Source organism: Psychrilyobacter piezotolerans, assembly GCF_003391055.1.
Lineage (GTDB): Bacteria > Fusobacteriota > Fusobacteriia > Fusobacteriales > Fusobacteriaceae > Psychrilyobacter > Psychrilyobacter piezotolerans.
In genome coordinates this window covers 1-23,375 of the sequence record NZ_QUAJ01000010.1, presented here as the reverse complement: position 1 = coordinate 23,375, position 23,375 = coordinate 1, and the positions used below count along the sequence as shown (strand labels likewise).

At 33.1% G+C, this 23,375-nt stretch carries 20 protein-coding genes; 7 read left to right on the top strand and 13 right to left on the bottom strand.

The genetic code is table 11. The features are described from left to right. Positions 1 to 152: 152 nt before the first annotated feature. The 4 genes from DYH56_RS06925 to DYH56_RS06910 form a co-directional block, all read right to left on the bottom strand. Positions 153 to 1,193 carry a hypothetical protein gene (locus DYH56_RS06925; RefSeq protein ID WP_114642142.1) on the bottom strand — a complete coding sequence of 347 codons (1,041 nt, stop codon included), beginning with the start codon at positions 1,191 to 1,193 and terminating at the stop codon, positions 153 to 155. A 12-nt stretch (positions 1,194 to 1,205) separates the two neighbouring features. Then, positions 1,206 to 1,928 (bottom strand): outer membrane lipoprotein-sorting protein, encoded by a 723-nt coding sequence (locus tag DYH56_RS06920; protein ID WP_114642141.1) that lies wholly within the window; start codon positions 1,926 to 1,928, stop codon positions 1,206 to 1,208. Further along, positions 1,925 to 4,513: an efflux RND transporter permease subunit gene (locus DYH56_RS06915; protein ID WP_114642140.1), complete on the bottom strand. Its 2,589-nt coding sequence runs from the start codon at positions 4,511 to 4,513 to the stop codon at positions 1,925 to 1,927. The genes DYH56_RS06920 and DYH56_RS06915 overlap by 4 nt, the downstream gene beginning before the upstream one ends. A gap of 222 nt (positions 4,514 to 4,735) precedes the next feature. Beyond that, positions 4,736 to 6,151: a GGDEF domain-containing protein gene (locus DYH56_RS06910; protein ID WP_158539090.1), complete on the bottom strand. Its 1,416-nt coding sequence runs from the start codon at positions 6,149 to 6,151 to the stop codon at positions 4,736 to 4,738. Between the two features lie 419 nt (positions 6,152 to 6,570). Here DYH56_RS06910 and DYH56_RS06905 point away from each other — a divergent pair, with 419 nt between their 5' ends. Continuing rightward, on the top strand, positions 6,571 to 7,074 hold the full coding sequence (locus DYH56_RS06905; RefSeq protein WP_114642138.1) for a hypothetical protein: 504 nt from the start codon (positions 6,571 to 6,573) through the stop codon (positions 7,072 to 7,074). A 246-nt stretch (positions 7,075 to 7,320) separates the two neighbouring features. Here DYH56_RS06905 and DYH56_RS06900 read toward each other — a convergent pair whose 3' ends face one another. The 6 genes from DYH56_RS06900 to DYH56_RS06870 all read right to left on the bottom strand — a co-directional run bounded on the left by DYH56_RS06900 (position 7,321) and on the right by DYH56_RS06870 (position 14,464). Further along, complete coding sequence (locus DYH56_RS06900) at positions 7,321 to 8,226, bottom strand: toxin-antitoxin system YwqK family antitoxin (protein ID WP_114642137.1); 906 nt, start codon at positions 8,224 to 8,226, stop codon at positions 7,321 to 7,323. A 92-nt stretch (positions 8,227 to 8,318) separates the two neighbouring features. Next, entirely contained in the window at positions 8,319 to 9,284 is a 966-nt protein-coding gene (locus tag DYH56_RS06895; RefSeq protein WP_114642136.1) for an amidohydrolase family protein, read from the bottom strand. 519 nt (positions 9,285 to 9,803) lie between these two features. Then, on the bottom strand, positions 9,804 to 10,112 hold the full coding sequence (locus DYH56_RS06890; RefSeq protein WP_114642135.1) for a hypothetical protein: 309 nt from the start codon (positions 10,110 to 10,112) through the stop codon (positions 9,804 to 9,806). A gap of 543 nt (positions 10,113 to 10,655) precedes the next feature. Then, positions 10,656 to 10,967, bottom strand: coding sequence for a hypothetical protein (locus DYH56_RS06885; protein ID WP_114642134.1), 312 nt, complete (start codon positions 10,965 to 10,967; stop codon positions 10,656 to 10,658). Positions 10,968 to 11,610: 643 nt separating this feature from the next. Next, entirely contained in the window at positions 11,611 to 12,018 is a 408-nt protein-coding gene (locus DYH56_RS06875; RefSeq protein WP_114642132.1) for a DoxX family protein, read from the bottom strand. 316 nt (positions 12,019 to 12,334) lie between these two features. Further along, on the bottom strand, positions 12,335 to 14,464 hold the full coding sequence (locus DYH56_RS06870; protein WP_114642131.1) for an APC family permease: 2,130 nt from the start codon (positions 14,462 to 14,464) through the stop codon (positions 12,335 to 12,337). Between the two features lie 151 nt (positions 14,465 to 14,615). Here DYH56_RS06870 and DYH56_RS06865 point away from each other — a divergent pair, with 151 nt between their 5' ends. Next, entirely contained in the window at positions 14,616 to 16,196 is a 1,581-nt protein-coding gene (locus DYH56_RS06865) for a sensor domain-containing diguanylate cyclase (protein ID WP_114642130.1), read from the top strand. 206 nt (positions 16,197 to 16,402) lie between these two features. On the opposite strand, the gene proC is transcribed toward DYH56_RS06865, so the two are convergent. Together proC and DYH56_RS16250 are read right to left on the bottom strand one after the other, a co-directional pair. Further along, positions 16,403 to 17,206 carry a pyrroline-5-carboxylate reductase gene (proC, locus tag DYH56_RS06860; RefSeq protein WP_114642129.1) on the bottom strand — a complete coding sequence of 268 codons (804 nt, stop codon included), beginning with the start codon at positions 17,204 to 17,206 and terminating at the stop codon, positions 16,403 to 16,405. A gap of 4 nt (positions 17,207 to 17,210) precedes the next feature. Beyond that, positions 17,211 to 17,390, bottom strand: a complete 180-nt coding sequence (locus DYH56_RS16250; RefSeq protein WP_500797403.1) for a pyruvate formate lyase family protein — start codon at positions 17,388 to 17,390, stop codon at positions 17,211 to 17,213. 124 nt (positions 17,391 to 17,514) lie between these two features. Here DYH56_RS16250 and DYH56_RS06850 point away from each other — a divergent pair, with 124 nt between their 5' ends. After that, complete coding sequence (locus tag DYH56_RS06850) at positions 17,515 to 18,126, top strand: helix-turn-helix domain-containing protein (RefSeq protein WP_114642127.1); 612 nt, start codon at positions 17,515 to 17,517, stop codon at positions 18,124 to 18,126. A gap of 171 nt (positions 18,127 to 18,297) precedes the next feature. On the opposite strand, the gene DYH56_RS06845 is transcribed toward DYH56_RS06850, so the two are convergent. Beyond that, positions 18,298 to 19,311, bottom strand: a complete 1,014-nt coding sequence (locus DYH56_RS06845; RefSeq protein WP_114642218.1) for a DUF642 domain-containing protein — start codon at positions 19,309 to 19,311, stop codon at positions 18,298 to 18,300. A 416-nt stretch (positions 19,312 to 19,727) separates the two neighbouring features. Between DYH56_RS06845 and DYH56_RS06840 the strand changes: the two genes are divergently transcribed. Genes DYH56_RS06840 through DYH56_RS06825 form a run of 4 tightly spaced genes read left to right on the top strand, consistent with a single transcriptional unit; the run spans position 19,728 to position 23,214 of the window. After that, positions 19,728 to 20,654 (top strand): ABC transporter substrate-binding protein, encoded by a 927-nt coding sequence (locus DYH56_RS06840; RefSeq protein ID WP_114642126.1) that lies wholly within the window; start codon positions 19,728 to 19,730, stop codon positions 20,652 to 20,654. 24 nt (positions 20,655 to 20,678) lie between these two features. Beyond that, entirely contained in the window at positions 20,679 to 21,521 is an 843-nt protein-coding gene (locus DYH56_RS06835) for an ABC transporter permease (RefSeq protein WP_114642125.1), read from the top strand. Next, on the top strand, positions 21,514 to 22,305 hold the full coding sequence (locus tag DYH56_RS06830) for an ABC transporter ATP-binding protein (protein ID WP_114642124.1): 792 nt from the start codon (positions 21,514 to 21,516) through the stop codon (positions 22,303 to 22,305). The genes DYH56_RS06835 and DYH56_RS06830 overlap by 8 nt, the downstream gene beginning before the upstream one ends. Positions 22,306 to 22,359: 54 nt before the next feature. Next, positions 22,360 to 23,214, top strand: coding sequence for a WYL domain-containing protein (locus DYH56_RS06825; protein ID WP_114642123.1), 855 nt, complete (start codon positions 22,360 to 22,362; stop codon positions 23,212 to 23,214). Positions 23,215 to 23,375: the final 161 nt, after the last annotated feature.

Genomic DNA, 23,375 nt, shown 5'->3' with positions numbered 1-23,375 from the left:
TATTTTACAGCCACTATGTTGGGAGTCTTCCTAGATAGTGGCTTTTTATATACATATTTTTTGTTTAAATTTCACCGAAATAAATAAAGGATCCTCTTCTGAATTTTCTTAAATTTTAATAATTACTACTATAGATTATTAGTAAGATACTTTTAAAACATCACCCTCACTACAGCTGTTATCCCAAAGTTCCCAATCTCTTCTGCAAGAATACCATATTCACTTCCGGTCTTCCCTCCTATATAAAAAGGAATAAGATTAATGTCTATATTATTATTGTAGAAATAAGTGATAGTTGCTCCCAATGAATAGCTGTAATCATCCATATTCACGAAAGAATATCCTGTGAGTATAAGTTTTTCGGAATATTCATAGGTAAGAGAAGGCATTAGGTAATTTCTACCCGCCAGCTGTCCTGCAAGTATCCTGTTGATATTGTAATTTTCTTTTTCACCTTCACCCAGCCCGTGATAAAGATACTCCACCACCACACGGTATTTCTCTCTAAAGTAGTTGTCTATACCGGTAATGTAGACTAACTCTTCTTTCTGAAGGTAGTAGGCTCCCTCCAGCCAGATTCCGTAATCCAGGTAAGGTATGCTGAAACTGAGATCTCCTCCTATTATATCGTCCTTGTCTTCAAGTTCCCCCCATTCTGCTGCTCTTTTCCCCTTATGAATATATAAAAGATCTATATCGTATTCTGAAATGGTGGTCTTGTATTTTATCCCGTATTCCTCATCCCTGTCCGAGCCGTCTTTTGCTGCGTATATCCCCTGCAGGGCACTGTCTTTGATATATCTAGTCAATATTATGCTGTCCCTTCCTCTTTTTACATAGGTCGGATCATATGCCGCTCCCAGGGGGAGATCGTTGAATATATCTGTCGGGTTGAAGTTGTATCCGGTTCCCCATCCTATTCTATTTCTACCGATCTCCAAATCGGTTTTAGCTGTCATGAATTTTAACTGAGCAGCATCAACTCTGTCCACACCATCCCCAAACCTATACTCCAGAAAAAAGGAATAATGTTCTTGTTTATCATCTTTTAACACAATTCTACCAACTGCCTCGTCTTCAAAAGGGTATCTTTGGCTGTCAAACCCCTGATATTTTAATTCTGTATTCAAATCCAGAGAAAATATTGAGATTGTAACAGCTAAAAACAAGATGACAGGAGCAGCAATTTTCATGGTAATCTCCTCCTATTTCTTTAGATTTTTTTCAGAAAATTCCGAATCCTCCATCTCAAAATCAAAATCCAGGCTTTTCTCATGAGTTTCTATCCGTGTTATTTTGCCACTTATTAAATCCGTCATAATCACTCTAATGGCAGTCCACCGATCCTTCACCTGTTTAACGTTTTCAGTGACCATTACCTTGTACCTTACTTCATTTTTGTCATAATATTCCAACCTTTCTTCAATAAAATTTTCTTTATTGACTCTGGCAACTATATATCTATAGTTTCTTTCCCTGTCCACCGGGTAGATCTTAAGTATATAGTGATCTTTTTCATCCTCTAAGATCTCTCCGGTAAAATCCTCCACATAATCAATATTAAGATCATTGTAGCTGAAGGTCGATCCCATCATACTTCCCTTTTTTGCGCTCTTTGACAGGAGTCTGACCCTGTTGCTCCTCTTATTGTAATACCAGATTTTTTCCCCCTTTATGAGGATTGCCGTATCCTCGATCCTGGGTGGAGAGGTAAATCTCATAAGTTGCAGATCCTTTTCCCCTTTTTTGTGGTACCCTTCAAATTCCATGGTAGTTGTTTTACCCTTGTTTTCTATAATCATCGCATATGCCGCCCTTGAGGTTTTATAATCCTGGGCATCTTTCATATTTTGAAGTATTTCAGATGCGTCTCCTGCAAAAACCGATATACTTATGGTAGCCAGAAAAAACATCACCACTCTATTCATAGATCATCACCACCTTTATCTTCTATCTTGTCCACTACAGAAACTAAACTCACAAGGAAGGTTATCGTTAATATATAGGCAAACCCCACTCCCATAATCAGCAGAATACCAAAGTGCACAAACCCCCTGTACCTTGCAAACATAAGGGTACCGAAAGCAGCTATTGTTGTCATGGTAGTCAGGGTAACCGCCTTTCCGCTGCTTCTTACTGCTGTAAAAATATCCTTTTCTCTCAGATATCTGTGGATAATATGAACCCCGTCATCTACACCTATACCTATGATGAGAGGAACACCTATTATATTCACCATATCAAATTTAAATCCAGTCCATCCCATTACTCCCAGGGTAGCCAAAACTGAAAAAAGCATAGGAATTATAGCTATAGTTGCATATTTCAGACTTTTAAAATCCAGAATCAGCACCATATATATTGCAAACACTGTCAACAACAGTACTTTTTTCCCCTCCTCTGCAGATTTTTCAATCACTTTCAAAAATATCTTCACACTTCCTGTTACATCCTCTTTCAGACTATCGATCTCCTTCATATGTATCTTTTGAAAATCAGCTCTCCAGATATCCTGTTTCGGATAAAATGTTGTTATATATGTTCCGTCCATCCCTACATAATCTTCCTTCACTTTATCGGGAAGATCTTGAATATTTATAATTTTTGAGCTGTTGCTGGTTCTCATTATATTCTGGAGTTCCCCTATGAATATTTCCTGGGAACTTTCAAAATTCTCTCTGTATAAATTTACCCCAGATACCAGCTTACCGATGATACCCGAGTCCACTATCTCGTCACATCTTATCCTGAGATCCTCTTCTCCCCCTATATATGCCAGGTCTGCCAGTTCTATAAGGTTATCTTCCAGTCTCAGAAGCTCCTGGGTGATACCTTCCGGATATATCTCTCTGTCGGGAATCTCTTTAATTTCTTTTTTTAATTTTTTCGCGACTTTCATCCTCTTCATCTGTTTTTCTTTGGAGGGCAGATAATCTATAATCGAAGATATTACCCCTATAGTTTTCAGTTCATCTGCCCTGTCAAAAACTTCCTGAGCCTCCTCCAGGGTTTTGGACACCACTATGGTATTATCGGAACTGAAATCAAATTTATCGATAATCTCTCTGTTAAGCACCACACTTTCCAGGTTTTTAGGTTCTATTTTGAGCATATCATTTTCAAACTCAACCCTCCCAGCTTTAACTGCTAACAGCAGTAAAAGAAGGATCACAGTCACCAATGAACTCCACTTCTTTTTTATAACCTGATCCTCCATCTTATAAAAAAATCCCCTTTTCTCTGTTTTTTTTATCCTGGTTTTCCCTCCAAACACCAGGAGAAGAGAGGGCAAAATCAAAACTGCCGATACAAGGGTGCATATAATCCCCATGCTGAGCACCAGTCCGAACTCACTGAACCCTGGAAAATCACTGAAAGCAAACATTAAAAAACCTATTGCTGTTGTTGCTGCTCCTGTTGTGACCCCCTTCATTATTTTGGAATAGATTGCCAAAACAGCTTCCTCTACACCTTTTCCCCTTCCTCTCTCTTCAAGAAACAAAGAGATTATATGGATGGAGTAGTCTATCCCCAATCCTATGAGGATGGCTCCCATCATGGCTGTCATCATATTCAGGGTCCCTATTATCAGGTATGTAAGCCCCATAGCCCAGATTATTCCAGATATTAAGGGAACAAGGGCAAGGACCGAGTACCTTATCATTTTGAAGCTCATTATAAATATTACCAGGATAAGTATGAGGGAAGCCGTACTTGAAACTTCCATATCTCTCTGAGAAACTACCATCTCATCCCTGGACAACACCTGAAGCCCCGTCACCCCAACTTCCACATTGTATTTTTTTGCCTTCTCCTCCAGATAGTTTTCAAGACGGTTTACCACTCCGATTACATTTTCAAAGTCATCTATACTCACCCCAGATTTAACAAGTAGGATTCCCATGCTTTTATCTGGAGAAATCATGTACCTGTCACCCCTTACAAACCTTCTTGCATCCTCAGGGGTGGTGTCACCCTCCTTTATCTTAACCAGGATCTCTTCCAGTAGGTTTAAAGAATTAAGAAGCTTCATCCTGTCTTTATCCACTTTTTCACTGTCGGACTCCTCTAGATAGCTTTGTTCAAAGTTATCATTTACACCGCCAAAAAAATCTTTTAGACTGGAGGCCGTCAGAGCTCTCCTTATATTGTTCAGGTCCCTTTCTTTGGTAAGAAGCAGACCGTTACCCTCCAGGAATTCCACCTGATTTTCATAAGTGACACCTCTGATCCCTTCTATATCTTTGATTCCTTCAGCACTACCCTTTATAAACTTTTTTATATCCCTTTCATTGCCATTCACAGCCACAACAATGGAATCCAGGGTATCGAAGTTTTCCAGGGCATTTTTATAAGCTATAACCGTTCTTTCTGTCTTGGGCAAAATATCCATGAACTGCATATTTAGCTGCAGCCTGCTCATAAATACTCCCATTATTATTGTTGTAACAAGGGATACTATTAGTATCGTCCTATGAAATCTTTTGACGAACCTTCCCAGCTTTATCAACATAAAATCACCTCTTAGATACCTCTATATTCATTTATAAGCACAATTATCCTTTTTATAGTCCACATATAATTTTTTTATTGCCAATAACTTCAATTCATCTATCTCTTTTTATTCCTACATCGATGTGTTTTTTACAACACAAATAAAAAAAAGACCAAATTTTATAATTTGGTCTTTTTTTTAACTCCGATCCTCCACAAGGACAAAAGAAAATATAAATTCTTAAAATTCAATCCTGTTTCTTCCTTTACCTTTTGCAGAATATAAAGCTTTATCAGCTCTTTCGTATAATTTATTAAATGTTTCCCCTGTCCTGTATTCAGCGATTCCAATACTAACAGTTATCTTTTCAGCCTTAGTAAAATCAAATTCTTCAATTTTTTTTCTTATTTTTTCGCTAAATTTCATAGTCTCTTGAAGATTGGTATTTGCAGCCACAATCAAAAATTCTTCTCCCCCCCACCTTGATATACTGTCTGTTGATCTTACATTTTCTTTTAACAGTTTGGAAATTTCAGATAAAACTTTATCTCCTATATTATGACCATAGATATCATTTATTTTTTTAAAATGATCCACATCTATGAGTAAAATACTCATAAAGTTACCATATCTGGAGTTTCTGTCTAATTCATTTTTTATAATCTTATCAATAGCCCTTCTGTTTTTTAAGCCGGTAAGGGGATCAAGTTCTGAAATTATATTTAGCTGTTGGTTTTTCTTTTGGATTTCCTCATATAATTCCAAACATTTTTTATTTGTTTTTCTCATTAAATACTGTCTGTAGATTAAAAAAGTAATTATTACGATAAAAATTACAGTCAGTATAAAGATAAATATCTGCATTTTATATCTAACAAAAAAATCCGGTGGCTTATTGACTATTGTGGCAGAAGGTGGTATTTTATCCTCATCGATCTCCCATTTCTTCAATGAATTGTAGTCATAGACAGTCTTCATGGGGGATATCTCTTTGTAATTTTTGTTGTCTTCTGAAAAAATAAGTTTTCCTGTTTTTTCTCCTATGACTTCAAAATTAATTAAATCTCCTCCTACAATACCACTTTCAAATAAAGGATCCCAAAAACTAAATACTGGAATATTTGAGTCTCTGCATATTATTTCAGAAACTTCATAGGGAGTCATTTTTTTCCCGAAACCATCGGAATGCATTAAGAGGTAAAAAGCAATTGTGTAATCATCTGGGATTCTAAGTTTTTTAGTTATCTCATTAATATTTTTATCCAGTAAATATTCAACGTCTATATTTTTCTCAAAGTTGGATATAATTTTTTTTAGTATATTAACCCGATTTTGACCTAGTTTATCAGAGGTCCCCATAACAATAATTTTTTTTATTTCTTTTATTCTAAAAATTTCTTCCATTGTGGAAGAATAATCTGGTATGCTTTTAATTATCAGATCACTTTCAAGTAAAAGTTCTTTTTTAACAATTTTTTTTGATCCTTCAAGCAAGACCCTTTTGGCATTTGGGAAAATATCTCTAGATGAAGTAAGCAGCTCTATGGCATTAAACCCCCAGCAGATAATATAGTCAAACTCAATATTTGAATACTTTGCTTTCAGGTAATCACTATAAAAATAATAAGATTTTTTTTGTAATTTCTGAGAATTCATATACTCAAAAAAAAGATTCTCTTTCTGTGAACTTGTTTTAAATGCCTTAGAAAGACCTTTCTCAAGGGAAACAGTAGCGGGAATATTTTTTTCAAAAGAGGAAATAAACAACACATTTATTGAATCCTCTCCTTTTGAAGTTATACAAATTAAAAAATAGATAAATATAGTGATTGAAGCAATTTTTTTGTATAGATATATCATAAAATCTCCCTTTTAAAATTTTTTTGAATCCAAACATCTACTTTAAGTATACTATGCAACAATTAAAAATACTAAAAAAAAGCTGAAGTTATGAAATATATATAATTTGAAGCTTTCAGAAAAAATTGCATTTCATTTTATAAACCAGCAGGAAATAAATAAAAAAATAGAAATATTAAATATTGAGGTTATTTTTTAAGAAGGGAGGAGATAAAATGAAAAAAATAATAATAGCTTTATTGTTTATAATATTAATTTCAAGCTTATCTAATAGTAACGCAGCTGATAAAAATGATGAACATTGGAATCGTAAATTTGAAACATATTATCATAATATAAAAGATAATTTAAATTTTATAAGTACATTTAAAGAAGAATACCAATTAAAAAAGAATCTGGAGTTTCACAGAGATAAAATGAACAAGATAGATAAATTAAGAAGTACCGCCCTTACAGGGGAAGAATTAAATTCCTTGGATAACAGATATAGCCAAGCCCAGGCAGAGATAAAACTGGGGGAAATAAAACTGAATAAAATCTATAAGGAAAGTGGTTGGATAACGAAAAACGTTGTTTCACCGCTAATGGATACCTGGATAGATATCTATGATGTTACTGATAAGGGGGATATGATCTCCAGGATTACGGTAATAGCAGCAGCATTAATCCTTACAGTTGTACTTATATTTGCATCAATACTTATAATTTCATTTATTTGAGATGATTTTAAAAAAGACAAAATAAAAAGGACACTAGAATAGTGTCCTTTTAAGGTTGATTTTTATTTGTCTGTATCACATTCGTCGTCAAAAGAAAGGATCTATATCTCTACCGCCTGCCTTTTGAGTGACTATATCATCATCAAAGAGTTTATCTATAACAACATCCTTTGTAATTAAATAATGATCTAAGAATGCTTATTTTGGAAATTTTAAGAGGTTAACAAAATACAGTGTTCAAATAAACTAATACATAATTCCATCTTTAAAATTTTGTTTACCTTTGATTTTTCCATTTTTGTAATACGAAATCCATTCCCCATTTTTTAATCCATCTTTATAATTTGCTTTAATTTCAATTTCTCCATTTTTGTGATAGCTAGTCCATTCACCATTTCTTTCCCCATCTTTATAATTTGCTTTATATTTGACTTCTCCATTTTCGTAATAGGTAGTCCATTCACCATCTCTTAATCCATCTTTAAAATTTTGTTTATATTTGATTTCTCCATTTCCATAATAACCAATTACTTTCCCATTTTTTTCCCCCTCTCTATAATTTACTCTATTTTCGATTTTTCCGTTTTTATGATAGCTGGTCCATCCCCCATTTTTTTTCCCATCCTTATAATGTTCTTTATATTTGATTTCTCCAGTTTCGTAATAGGTAATCCATTTCCCATTTTTTTCCCCATCTTTATAATTTGCTTTAATTTCGATTTTTCCATTTTTGTGATAGCTGACCCATTCCCTATTTTTTTCCCCGTCTTTATAATGTTCTTTATATTTGATTTCTCCAGTTTCATAATAGGTAATCCATCTCCCATTTTTTTCCCCGTCTTTACAATTTCCTTTAGTTTCGATTTTTCCATTTTTGTGATAGCTGATCCATTCCCCATTTTTTTCCCCATCTTTATAATTTTCTTTATATTTGATTTTTCCATCTTCATAATAGCCAATCACTTTACCGTTTTTTAATCCATCTTTATAATTTTCTTTACATTTGATTTCTCCAGTTTCGTAATAGCCAATAGTTTTTCCTGTGTATGGAGTTTCTTCATTTTTTTTATAATAGATTCCTTTTTTATTATGTAACTGATCTTTATTAATTGATTTTCTATAACTCATTAAAGTTAATAATATTTTTTTCATTATTTCCCCCCAATTTTTTTAATTCCATGATCTCCTCCTAATTTTTTAGGATATTTTATCACATTTAAATTGTTGCAACAGAGATTAAATAATTATTTAGAATTTAAAGTTTCAATTAAGGAGTTGGCTTTTCGGGCTACTTCTTTTTCATCTATATTTACCAATTTTCCATGTTTTACAACTATATTTCCATTTACTATGGTATAGTCTACAGCTCCCTTTACCCCAATGGTTCCAAGCATAGACCCATAGTCATACTGGGAACCTACCAGCTCCAATTTAGTGGAATCAATCATAAAAAGATCTCCCGCTTTTCCTATGGAAATTTCTCCGAGATCATCCCTTCCAAGGAGTTTAGCTCCGCCGTTTGTAGCTAGTTTAAGAATATCATATCCACTGAGAGCATCATTGCTGTATTTTAATCTCTGCAGAAGGAAGGCCACTCTTATTTCTTCCAAAAGATTTGACCCATCATTGCTGGCACTCCCATCAACACCAAGGCCTACAGGTACTCCCAGTTTAATCATTTCGGATATTTTTGCAATACCAGATGAAAGTTTCATATTCGAAATAGGGCAGTGAGCCACTCCTGTTTTGGTTTCAGCCAATCTTTTTAACTCCTCACGGGTAAAATGAATTCCGTGAGCATACCAGACGTCTTCTCCTATCCATCCCAAGCTTTCCATGTATTCAAGAGGTCTCATTCCAAATTTTTTAAGGGTAAATTTTTCTTCATCCATAGTCTCAGCCAGGTGGGTATGAAGCCTCACTCCGTACCTCCTGGCTAATTCAGCAGATTTTTTCATGAGTTCTCCTGTAACGCTGAATGGGGAGCATGGAGCTAAGACAACCTGTCTCATGGAAAATGGTTTTGGATCGTGATATTTCCTTATGAGTCTTTCGGAATCAGCTAAAATTTCTTCTACACTTTGGACCACAGTATCGGGGGGAAGACCCCCGTCTTCTATATAAATATTTACACCTTCTAAGAGTTGATCTTTAGCATCACAGGTAATCACTGCTTTGGCATTTTTAATAAAAAGATTATTTTTCTCCATTAGACTTCTCCCCTTTTTTTATTTTTGTCTGAACTAGATCGATGATTTATAAAATCAGTTTCTTTAATATTAAAGGAAAAAATTAAAAATCCTCTAATTTAATAGTAAGATTAGTTTTTTTACAATAGGTCAGCAGTAATTTTTTTGTAATCTACTAATTTTTTAGAGGGAATCTTATAAAATACTGTTTTATACAAAATTGATAATTAAATAAAAAAAAAAGGCCCATAGAAAAATCCTGCCAATGCCTGTACCACCAAACATTAGAGGAGATTTCTATGAATCCAAATCATATTATTATTTTAGAGAGAACAAAGTATATTTTTTTACAGTGTTTTAATCATTATTAAACATGGGCTTTCTTCTCCCCGTATTTCAACGATTTCTTCTAAGGGTAGAAACCCAATTTTTTTCATAAAAAAGCCTTGTTTTAGCATATGCTATATTGTCTAATGATTCACTTATTGTTTTGACCGTTAAAAATTTATAGCCTTTATCTTTTAAAATTTCTTCTACTTTTTATAACCTCTTTATTCGGTCTTTGTTTATCCATTTTTTTCGTTTTATAAATAAAAGTAACTCTCTTTTTATTTCTTTTTTTACAATGTCTATTTCACGAATTTGGTATTCTTCTTCAAGATTTTTAGAATATTCATGTAAATTATAAAAGAAAAGATCTTTTGTTATACTGATGACTGGATTAGATACTTCATCAATAAATTCTTTCTGTTTATCATTTCCTCGATATCCTTCATATTCTTCTAAATTAAGTATTTCATATTGAATATCTTCAATAATTTTTTGCCGATCATTCCAGTTTAGTCCCATATTTCCTCCCTGATTGCTTTTACTAAATATAACTACAGTATTTTTTCAGAAATTAACTTTATAACTTTACTTTCAGTGGCTTTATCTTACTTCTCTAGAATATAAACCCTAGACCTCTGAACTTTCTCCTTATTTTCTTCCAATGGCGCGATTTTTAAAATAAATGATACACAATCATTCATTTTAAATGCGACTTAAAGACAGAGGATACAGCTAGAAAAAAAGACGGGGCCAGGGGGAAGTTCCAGAGTTTCCTTACTGAATAACAGGTTAATAACAATATCTTAACTCTTTTTCAGTTTTTTTACAATATTTTTAACTCTTTTTTTATAATAATCTGTATTATTTATAATATTTTGTAAAAAAAAAGACAGTTTTCACTATCTTTTTTTAATATTTCCTACAAGCTTAGTCACATATACTATAGGATGTAAACTCTTTGATCAGCTGCTACTGAAGGTAGTTTTATTATTCTTACCTCTTCCATAACTCCAGAGGGCTATTGGATTAGATGATATTTATAATCATTATTTACTTTTATACCTAAAGCTTAATTATCGCATCATTATAACGACTTGATTTAGAATTATATTTACCCGATACATTGAACTCATCATCTTCTAATTTAACATTTGATATTTTATCTAAATCAAACTGTCTAAAACTAGAAAACGGCTTTTGTTCAGAACTAAAACCTGAAGTCTGCTCGATATCAACTTTCACTGATTTTGTTCTATTTTTATTTATATGATTATAAACCGCATGGGGATTACCTGTTCGTTCTCCTTCATTATTATAGTCAAATGAAATATTTTGTTGTAATTCAATCGCTTTTTTTAAAATTTTTAAAGACATAACTTACCTCCTTGTAAATACGATAAAGCAAATCCCAATGTATTAATTCAAATAAAAGTCATATTTTTTCAATGATTTCCTTAATAAACTACATATTAATCATAGGTATATTAACTCTTTTTAAAGTTTTTTACAATGTTTTTAATTTTTTCATGAAAACCTGTATTTTTTATAATATTTTATAAAAAAAGGAGAGAAAACTCTCCTAAAAATTGAAAAGATCGAGATGTCTTTTTAGAATCTAATTTTCCAAATAAATAACCTCCTCCTCCCCCATCTTGGGGGGAGGGGAGGTGAGAAGGGTAAATTAGTATTAGTTCAACTAATACTATATCTACTAAATTAAGGTGATCTATCTCCCTGTTGGAGACATTTAATTTTATTATCCTCATCAATTTTTATACTTTCGACGGTTACAGAAGGTAATATTCTTCTTATTGTAATTATACAGTTATTTTTTTCACTTTATCTTGGGAAGTTATTTGATTATTCATTAAAATTTAATTATTCATGAAATAGTTTATAGTTTTTGGGTGAATCTTTAAAGTACAAAATTCAAAATATTTACATTTAAATGGGAATAAAAATAAATCAAAAAAAGATCCTAAAATTTTAGGATCTTTTTTCTTTGTCCAGGATTAATTTATTTTTTATCTAAACTCATTTTTCCAGGTCCAATCAGCATCAGGGCAATTAAAGCCCCTAAAATTGGAATAGCACCAAAAAATAAAAAGTTAGGCGGCATTCCTTCTGCAAACTTAAATGGTGCAATAATTTTCGGCACTGTAACTATAATGGTTGAAAGCTGCATCAATGCTAAAATAGTTGAAGCCAGACAAGTTTTCCATCCAATTATAACCATTATTCCCAGCAAGATCTGTACCCCGCCTAAAAAATAAATATAATTAGAGACTGCCATACCTTTGTAGAACATCGGGTACACCATATTTAACATTGGTCCATGACTAACAAATTTTAGAATACCAAATACCAGGAAAAATAAACCCAACCCCAACCTTAGCACAAAAAGACCATGATCACTTTTCTCCATTTTGACCTCCTTTTAATCAATAAAAAAATAAGTTGAAACAGTTAAGAATTTTATAGAATATACTCAATTTATAATAATTTCCTTCTATAACACATAAACAACAACTGTTACCGTAATTAAATTAAAGTAGGCGAGATGCTACCGAACACTTAGTTATAGTTGTAAAAAAATAATTATAAAGTTTTAAGAGGAGACAAATAAAAAAAAATATTCCTGTAAACTCTCCAATAGATAAATTATTCTTTGAAAAAATATAGAATAAAAATTAAAAAAGTAAAAACCAACTACAATTATGTCAGTTGGTTTTTACTTTTTTTTAATTTAATTTTCCTCTGACAAAAAGAACGGAGTTGAGCCCTTCACTCATATCCATAAGTTTATTGTAATATAAGATCTCATGATCTTTTTCAGGGAGGCTGAGGCCTATTAAAACTAAACTTGCCTCGGAGGAGTTTTCTTTTATTGTTTTGTTGATATTTTCCTTGCAAACTATAATCTCCACTTGGGCATCAACTCTTAAGGTTACAAGCATCTCAGCTAAAATAGTTTTTCTATAGACGACTTTATCTTCATTATCCACGACACTCAAAAGCCTTATTTTTGCACCCTCCCAATCATCATTCAAGGCGATCAGGTGGGCCATTGTTAACATAAGATTACCATTGTTTTCCAGACCTCTCCACCAAATATCAATAGAATTTTTTTCTTCGAAAAAATTTACATCTTCATTTTGACAAAATACTAAGGTGTTTTTGTTCAAATAATTAATTTTCCTCATAAATTCTACAAGAGGTTTGATATTTTCTTTATCCCTTGACATTCCCATGAGAACGGTATTTGGCTTGAGAAGCCCAATACCACTGGATTGTACAGTTTCGAGGAAAGTATCTGCCATATTTTCTCCTACGACTACTTCAGAAAAGGCTAAAATTTTATTTTCCTTCAGATAAGAATCTAAGTTTTCTCTGGCCTCTTTAATTTTGTCCTGCATCTCCTCTATATGTCCAAAAATAAATCTGACAAGAGTAATTATTCCGCGTCCCTTGGAAAAATGATTAGCCAAATAAATTAAATTACTTCTATTTTTTGGATTTCCAGAGAAAACAATGATATCAGGTTTCCAGTTTTTCTCCTGCTTTTTATTGAATCGAAGTCTTAAAAGACACATCCTGATAATAGATACCAATAGTCCATCTCTCAGATCTCCCCACGTACGAGTAATATTTTTTTTACTGATATAAAGGTAGATCATAAGAGTAAAACCAAGACATATAATCGTAGCTGTAAAATTGATTAAAAACATCACACTATAAGATCCAAATGCTCCTATTAAAGATATTACCCAATGAGTTTTAAAAGTCGGTCTGAAACTTGGGTTGCCAACTAATTTTTCCAGGGTCACAACCATATTTATAGCCCCATAGGTATTTAGAAAGAACATGGTGATAACAGGAGCCACAAAGTTTAGGTTGACCATTATTATAAATATAAACGCTATGATAAAACTTATAAAAGTAGCTATTCGAGGCTCGTTAGCTTTACCGCTTCCACGGCCTAAAATTGAAGGTAGAACTGAATCTTTAGCCAGAGCCTGCATAGTTCTCGGAGCCGCGATCATACTTCCCAGAGCAGAAGAAAGGGTCGCAGCCCAAATTCCGCCGATAATAAATACAGGAAAATTAACCTTACTTATAAGTACCAGCTTATTGCTGATGAGCTCCTCTGCCGGAATGTTGAATCCAAACCAAAATATCTGGAGTGTGTAGATTAAAAATGTAACTCCAATAGCATAAAATGTACCTTTGGGGATATTTTCTCTGGGATTGGTGAGATCTCCGGACATGCTGACCCCTGCCAGGATACCTGTTACTGCCGGGAAAAAAACAGCAAATGTCATCCAAAAATTACCGCTTTCCACATATGTTCCGAAAGACCTGGGGACATAGTCGTAACTGCCGGAACTAACAATTGTACCCAGTGAAAGGAGGATAAGGCAGAATATACCGTATTGCATCTTTACTGCAAGGTCTGCTCCAATACTGGAGATAACCCCTATTATTACCGTGACTCCCACAGAAAGTAAAAGTGTATTTATATCTGGAAATATAAGCTTAACGGATTCTATAAATCCCAGGATATAAAGGGATACCGATATTACCTGGGATAAATATAGAGGAATCCCGATACTCCCTCCTATTTCTAAACCAAGACTTCTTGAGATAAGAAAGTAAGCTCCTCCCCCCTTCACTTCCATATTAGTAGTGATACTGGCCATTGAAAAAGCAGTAGAGATAGTGATGATGTGAGCCAATACAACAATCCCCAGGGTTCCTAATATTCCTGCATTACCCACTATCCATCCAAACCTCAAATAAAAAATTACGCCAATTATTGTAAGGAAGGTAGGGAGAAAAACTCCATTAAATGTACCAAATCTTTTTTCCATATTTCCACCTCGTTATTTAAATTATAATAATCTTTTAGATACTACACTATATCTACTCCTTTTCAGACTATAATCCTATCAAGATTATTTTAAATACTGCTTAATGGAGGAAAGACGAGCATATGAGGTATATTTATACCGAGGTGATTAAATGAACTTAAAAAAAAATATATATTTAGTTAATTTTTTTACGGCAATTATCCCCATATTAATAATTTCAATGGCTACATATTTTATCTTTTCAGAAGAATTAGAGGAACTGGAAGAGGAAAAAATTGAATTCATTAGCCGAACTATAGAAAAATATCTAGATGAAAAAATATCAAATAGTCTTGAAATGCTCATTTATTTGGAAGAGGTTTATAAAAATGAAGACAATTATTTAGAGGCGATCCGTAATGGGGGCAGCGATAAAGAAAGAACCGATCATATGCTCCACCATATGGGGAAATTATCGACCTTAGAAAATACAGTTAAATTTATAGCCTACGGAACAGCTGAAAAACAAATATTTTTTGATAAAAACGCAGGAGATCAAAATCTGCCATCTGATTATGATCCTACCACAAGAACTTGGTATATAGGAGCGTTAAATTCAGAGGATTATTACCTGTCTGAAATCTTTATACATGTCGGGACAAAAGAGCCTGTAGTTACAATCTCTAAAAAGATAGAAGTAAACGGCAGAGTAGAGGGAGTGTTGACAGCCCTGCTGGACCTGTCTGTAATCTCAAAAACCTTATCGGAATATAAAATTGGAGAAAAAGGAAGTTTTTTTGTTTTAGATAAAAATAACAGGATGCTTATTGGCTCGGATAAGGATAAAGAAAAACTTAGTTATATAGCTGATATGGATTTAAATATCCATGAATTTAAAAAAAATACCCCCGAGGGGAAGGTAATATATCATATCTATAAGTTAAAAAAACTAGATGCAGTCTTAGTAGGAGTTGTTTTTGAAAAAGATCTTAATGCACCTCTCTACCGACTTAAAGATGTGGTGTTTATGATATTAGTGATAGTTATACTTATAATAAGCACTATATTGTTTATTTTCGGTAAATTTTTTGATAGATCCCTGGATAGATTATCCTGTATAGTTAACAGTATTTCCAGTGGGGATTATACCAAAAACATAGATAAATTGACTGAGATGATAGGGGAAAAAAGTGAATTAAAAATTATAAAAGATGCCATAAAAAACATGAACTATGAGATAGTGAAGAGGGAAACAGAATTAAAATACATATCTAAAACAGATCCACTGACTAAGATATATAATAGAAGAGCGATCATAAGTTTTATAGAGGTAGAAATTCAAAGATCAAAAAACTTTAAATCAGAATATACCCTGATAATGCTGGACTTGGATAAATTTAAGAGATTAAATGATAAATTCGGTCATTTGTTTGGAGATGAAGTTTTAAGGGAAGTCTGTAAAATAATATCATATAATATAAAAGACACGGATAAATTTGGAAGATATGGAGGGGAAGAATTTTTAATTTTACTTCCCGATACAGTATTGTCTGAAGGAATAATCATAGCCCAACGTTTGAGAAAAAAAATAGAAGAGATGAAATGGAAAAATGATGTTGTTGTTACAGCCAGTATGGGGGTTATAAGAAATATGAAAGCAGATACCCTGGATTTGACCTTGGAAAGAGTAGATAACCTGCTCTATAAGGCTAAAAATAACGGCAGAAACAGGGTAGAATATCAAAAGATATAAACCCTCTAACCATTTTGCAACTAATCTACACTAATCGATATACGAATATTAAATTTCTCTATCACTTAATAAAGAAATTTAAATGTATCTAATTTTATTAGTGAAAATTGGTGTTCATTGGTGGCTAAGTGATTGAAGAAAGTTAAAAAGCTAAAAAAGGAATAGGGCGACCTATTCCTTTTTTTCTGTAGATTATAATAAAAACTTTATTTACTCATCTCTTTAGATTTTTCCATACACTTTCTCATTCCAGAAATTACAGAAGATCTAAATCCTGTTTTTTCTAATTCTGCCACAGCTTCAATAGTTGTTCCTCCAGGGGAACATACCATATCTTTTAAGGCTCCCGGATGCATCCCGGTTTCTAAGACCATCTTAGCAGATCCCATCACTGCCTGAGAGGCAAATTTATATGCCTTATTTCTAGGCATCCCTGCTAAAACAGCAGCATCTGCCATGGCCTCTATAAACATAAATACATAGGCAGGAGCAGATCCGCTGACACCTATTACACTGTGGATAAGAGTTTCCGGAATCTCCTCCACCTCTCCAAATCCCTCTAAAATCTGCTTAGCTATAGCAGCTTCTTCAGATGTCACATTTTTATTTGGACTCATAGAGGTCATCCCTGAACCTACGAAGGCAGGTGTATTTGGCATTGTACGAATGATTTTAGCGTTATCTCCCAATCCCTTCTCAATGGCGGCAATGGTCACTCCTGCAGCTATGGATATGATTACCTTGGTATCATCTACGGCAGACCTTATATCGTCCATAACCAGGGGAAAGATATCAGGCTTAACAGCTACCAGGATCATCTCACTAGAATTCACCAGTTCAAGGGGAGTAGATGAAATATTTACCCCATATTTTTTCTTTAATTCATTTTGCCGCTCTTCATTTTTTTCAAAGACATAGATCTTATCACTATTATCGAAGGAATCTATAATCCCATTTAACATCGCTTCTCCCATATTTCCACAACCTATAAATCCAATCTTCTTATTCATCTGATTATCTCCTCTGTAAAATTTTATATTTAATTTTTTTATTATACCATAATCCGTCAAAGTTATCATGGCAGCATAATTCCGGGTATGCAGGAGCTCCTGCCGGTCTTTCTCCTTTTTCTCCTAAAATCAATTCTCCCTCACCTATATAAAGGGGCCGATTTTTTGTTTTATTATTGATTATATTACATCTTAAAGCAATTATAAACTTTTTATGGAGGAAATAAGTTTTTCTTTATTTATCGTATTTGTTTTATATTGATAGTGTGTTAAAATATAAAGAGGGAAATTAAAAAAAAGGAGTTACTATGAACAAAACTGTAGGGAATCGTATAAAAAAATTAAGAACTAAAAGAAAAATAACATTAAAAGATTTAAGTTTACTTTCAGATCTTTCAGTAGGGTTTTTATCTCAATTAGAAAGAGGAATGACCAGTATTGCAATCGATGATCTTGAAAAATTATCACAGATATTTGATGTTGATATAAGCTTCTTTTTTACTCATGCAGCAAATGAAAAGAGCTATGTGATGAAATCATATGAAAGAAGAGTTTCACCAATTGCCAGAGGGAATTCTATCCAATACTATCTTTCTAAAGTAATAGAGGACAAGCAGCTGCTTCCCAGACTCATTGAACTTTTACCGGGACAGAAAAACGCAGCATTAGAAAAGGAACATGAACATGAGGGGGAGGAATTTATATATGTGCTGGAAGGGATACTTACCCTTGTAGTGGATGGGGTAAAAACGGATTTATATCCAGAATATACTGCACATTATTTAACATCATCTCCCCATAACTGGATTAACAATACCAATAAGACAGTTAAATTTATTACTGTGAACACTCCTAATTTTTTAATAGATGCAGACGGAGAGTTGTTTTATAAAAACCCTAATAAGGAAATAAAAGAATAAAAAAATAAAAAAATCATCATAGATATATCTATGATGATTTTTTTATTTTCTAGGAAATTATACCCGTAAGGGGCATAATGCTATTAGTTTACTCCGTAACCACAGAATTTTGCGATAAAAATTGTAAAACCCTCGATTATGCCTATCTGGATGCAACGTCACGTTGCTTTATTATTCATCGAGTTTAACACTTACTGTAAAATTATCGATTAAATTTCCTACCGACAGGCTGCTGCTTGCTGAATCGATAGAGTCCAGAGAAAACCTGGTGACAGTCTGTCCTTCAGGAACCACATATTCCTGGGTATAGGTTACCCAGCCATCATTTCCGGTTGTCATGGTTTCTTGTAAATCCAGATCACCGCCAGAGCCTCCTACACTCAGAGCAGCAGTATCGGTCCCTGTTCTTCCCCTGTGACTGACAGACCACACCAAAGTGGTTCCGGGGATGGTGACAATGTCCTGATATAGAGAAGCAACCTGGTTTGCATTGAGTTCTAGAAAATAATCTCCTTCTACAGCATTAACCCCTTGGAAACCATCATTCCATACTTCTATCTGACCATCTGTAGCAGTAGTCTGCCAATGTTCAATCTCATCTTCATTAAAAAGACTCCATGTATTGACTGTCCTAGGCAGCGATTCAAAGCTTGGGTTATTTATATATTTCCCATTCTCATCCACTCCCATGGCTACAGTATTTCCTACATCTTCCAGATTTTGAAGATCTTCCAGGGTAACAAAACCTTCTCCTTTCCAGATTTCATAGACTGTATCATAGGTATATGCCCCGTTGGGAAGATTGGCATAGATCTCACCCTTGGTTCTATTATAAAACCATCCCCCTTGATTATCTCTGATTCCAACAACTCTATCGGTCTCACCATAAGACCCATTTTCAGATGAAAATGCTTCGGTAGAGTGTATGTCAAATTTATTCCGTAAATTATCATCGTTAACTAAGTCAGGGAATTCTTCGGAAAAGTTGCTGTCGATGGAGAGTTTTGATCTGATTAAACCTAATTTATGCTGCACCTTTGCAACCTTACCCTTAGCCAGCTCTTTTCTGAGCTTAGGTACAAGGGTTGTGGACAATAAGCCGATTATTCCTATGACAACCAATAATTCTATCATGGTAAAACCACGATTTTTTTTATATGAATCTGAAGAATGGGTGTTATCCATAATCTTACCTCCGTTAAATTTATTTCTTATCTTTTATGATAACATTTAAATAGTTATTGTATAAATTAAAAAAAACTACGTTTAACTAAATTTAAATAAAAATAACTAAAATTCAGCTAAAAAATATTATTATTTTATGGTTAAAACACAGAGAATATTATAAACAAACAAATATATGTCGTTGTTTAAAAGAGTACCGAACAAATGTTTATCCTTAAACAGGTTGAAATTCCTAGAAAAAGCTAGGTTAAAATAGATGTTATACCGAACAGAATTTTAATTTTATTGTTATCTACAAGGGTTTATTGATAAATGATACCATAATATATATTAATGTTTCACAGCAGTTAAATTACTTTTTTTAAGGGTAATCATGTGAAACTTCAATTATGAAGAAAAAAGAGGAGTGATCAATTATGAAAAAAAGTATTTTATTATTAATGATTTTATTGGTATTGGCCGGGTGTAAGAAGGAAGAAAATAAAAAAATAAAAATAGGTATCTCACAAATTGTAGAACATCAGGCTCTCGACAGTGCCCGTAGAGGTTTTGAAAAATCCCTTATGGACAGCGGACTAGACGTTGAGATTGAATTTCAAAATGCCCAGGGGGAGTTTGCTAATTCACAACTTATAGCTAATTCCTTTGTGAAAGATAAAAAAGATCTGATCTTAGGTATTTCTACACCAAGTGCACAGAGTGTTTATAATGCCACTAAAGAGATTCCGATTTTAGTTACAGCTGTTACAGACCTTGAGAGTGCAGGATTAACAGGAGATAATATTACAGGAACCAGTGATATGGCACCTGTACGAGAACAATTTCAAATTGCTAAAAAATTATTACCCAATTTAAAAAAAATAGGAGTTATATATAATACCAGTGAGCAAAATTCCCTTGTACTTATAAAAAAAGCTAGTCTCATAGCCCAGGAGCTCCAGATAGAACTTGTAGAAGTTGGTATAAGCTCTGTAAATGATATGTCCATGGCACTTGATACCATATTAACCAAAGTAGATGCATTGTATACACCTACAGATAATCTGGTGGTCTCTGCAACACCACTAATATTGGAAAAATCCAATGAACACAATATCCCGGTTATTGCATGTATAGAGGACCAGGTAAAGCAGGGAGCCCTTGTCACCGTGACCATTGACTATGAAAAACTGGGATATCAGACTGGTGAGATGGCTGTGAAAATATTAAAAGGTGAAGACATTAAAAATATTAAAGTTGAAACATTAAAAGATACCGATTTAATTATTAATAAGAAAAGTGCCGAAAAATATAATGTTGATCTGAAAAATATCGATAAACTAAAAAACGTCAAAATAATTTAACGAAAAAAAAGGAAGTGATTTCAAATGATACTAGGGACGTTGGAACAGAGTTTAATATTTGCATTTATGGTATTGGGACTTTATATTTCGTACAAGATACTGGATTTCCCGGATTTAACGGTAGATGGAAGTTTTTCCCTGGGGGCAAGTGTTGTTGCTGTTTCATTAGTTAATGGAATAGATCCAATAATTGCTATGATACTGGCATGTATCGCCGGGAGTTTAGCCGGGTTTATTACAGGATATATCCATGTAAAGTATAATATAACCAATTTATTATCCGGAATTATCGTTATGAGCGGGCTGTATAGTATTAATTTAAGGGTTATGGGAAGATCGAATATACCCCTATTTAATGCCAATACTATGTTCACGTCGGGAAACTCCCTTTTAAAAATCATTGTGCTGCTTATAGCTGTTAAGCTGATTTTAGATTTTATACTTAAAACAAAGTTTGGGTTTGCATTGAGGGCTATGGGAGACAATGAGGTTCTTCTTATTTCGTTAGGGATCAATGAAAAGAATATAAAGATAATAGGTCTTATGTTAGCTAACTCCCTGGTTGCGTTTTCCGGCGGAATACTGGCTCAATACCAGGGATTTTCAGATATTGGAATGGGAACCGGAACGATTATTACAGGACTTGCATCTATAATCATAGGAGAAAGTATATTTAAAGAAACAAAGTTTATCAACATGACCTTATTGGTTATATTAGGAAGTGTTATATATAAATTTATTATTTCAATCACCCTGACTATGGGGATGAACCCCGGGGATCTTAAACTTATTACTTCTATAATCGTAATTGCTATTATGGGGTCTAAAAACATTAAGAAGTTCAAAGGAGGTGCTAAACTTGCTTAAATTAAATAATTTAAATAAAAGTTTTATAAATAATCTTGGAATGACTAAAAATATTTTTACGGATCTTAATTTTCATATGAAAAAGGGAGATTTTGTTTCTGTAATCGGAAGTAATGGAGCCGGAAAATCCACTCTTTTTAACCTGATTATGGGTAATACGGAACTGGATCAGGGGGAAGTTATTATTTCCAACAAAAATATAACAAATTTTCCTAAACATAAAAGAAATAGTTTTATGTCTAAAGTATATCAAAACCCGTCTTTTGGAACATCTCCATCTATGACTGTATTTGAAAATTTATCCATGGCAGATAATAAGGGAGAGGTCTTTGGGTTAACTTTTGGATTGAATAAAAAAAGAAAAAACTTCTATAAAGAAACCTTAGCGGAGTTAGATCTCGGAATAGAAGAACAGTTAGATACCAAAGTTGGATCTTTATCGGGTGGGCAGAGACAGTGTCTGGCCCTCATCATGGCTACTTTAAAAAAACCAAAATTGCTGCTGCTGGATGAGCATACAGCGGCTCTTGATCCTAAGACCTCTAAAATAATCATGAATAAAACCAGTGACATAGTAAAAAAGGAAAAGATTGCAACTATAATGATAACTCATAATCTGCAGGATGCCATAGACTATGGGAACAGGCTTATTATGTTACACGAAGGAAATATAATACTGGATATTGAGGAAGAGGAAAAAAAGAGTTTAAGTGTGGAAAAACTCTTGAAGATATTTAATGAAAAACATCTAAAACTCAAAGATAATGAAGTCTTTATAGTATAGCCTTTCATGCTCCTTTCATGTTATAATCGTAAAAAGTATTTTTTTGGAGGGGCAATGAAAAAAATAAGAGTAACGGTGTCTGAAGATATATGGCGTCTTCTAAAAAAAGACATCGAGGAATTCGGTATTAATAATAATAAACTATGTAATTATATATTGGATAAATTGAAATATAAAAAAGAAATTGAAACTGGGAAATTAATGCAGAGCCAGGGCCGTCCGATAAAAAGAATAATTCAATTTGATTTAAATGTAGCTAACAAAGAAATTTACTACGATATTCTCCGGGAAAATAATGTTGAAATTGAAGCTGAATTTTTCAGAGAACTCTTTGAGACATACTCCTCACAGTTTAAATATATAAGAGAATTGTTTATATTTGAAGATAGGGTGAAATCCATATTGAACGGTATAAAAAATAAACAAAAAATCAAGATTAAATATAAAAAAAAGATCCTGAATGTTGAACCTTTTTTCATAAAAAGGGAGGAACAGGGAGACGAAAATTATTTATTCTGCTACAATGAAGATAAGAAAAAATATATAAATTATAAATTGAAAGAACTTGAGATTATAGAGGTGTTGGAAACAAAAATTAAAGGAAAAGATAAAAAATATATAGATAGTGTCAGGAAAAACTTCGATGCATTTCTAGGTGAATTTAATGAAATAAAAGTTAAACTCAGCGATGAAGGAAAGATTATGTTAAGGGGTCTTACCAACTATCGGCCTAAATTACTCAGAGAAAATGATAATATTTATATATTTTATACATCATTTGAAAACGCTAAACTCTATTTCAGGCAGTTCCTGGGGGAAGCTGAAATTTTGGAGCCTTTGGAGCTCCGGGAAGAGATGAAAAATGAATTTTTAGAAGCTTATAATATATATTCGAAAAAAGGCTGTTAAATACAGCCTTTTTTTATATACAAAAAATGGAAACAATACAGGTAACTGTAAAGAAATAGTTAAAAGCATTGTAAAAAAACTAAAAAAGAGTTAAAATATTTGTGATTAACCTAATAAAGAGTATTAAATAAAGACATATTTAAAAGGAAATAATATTATGA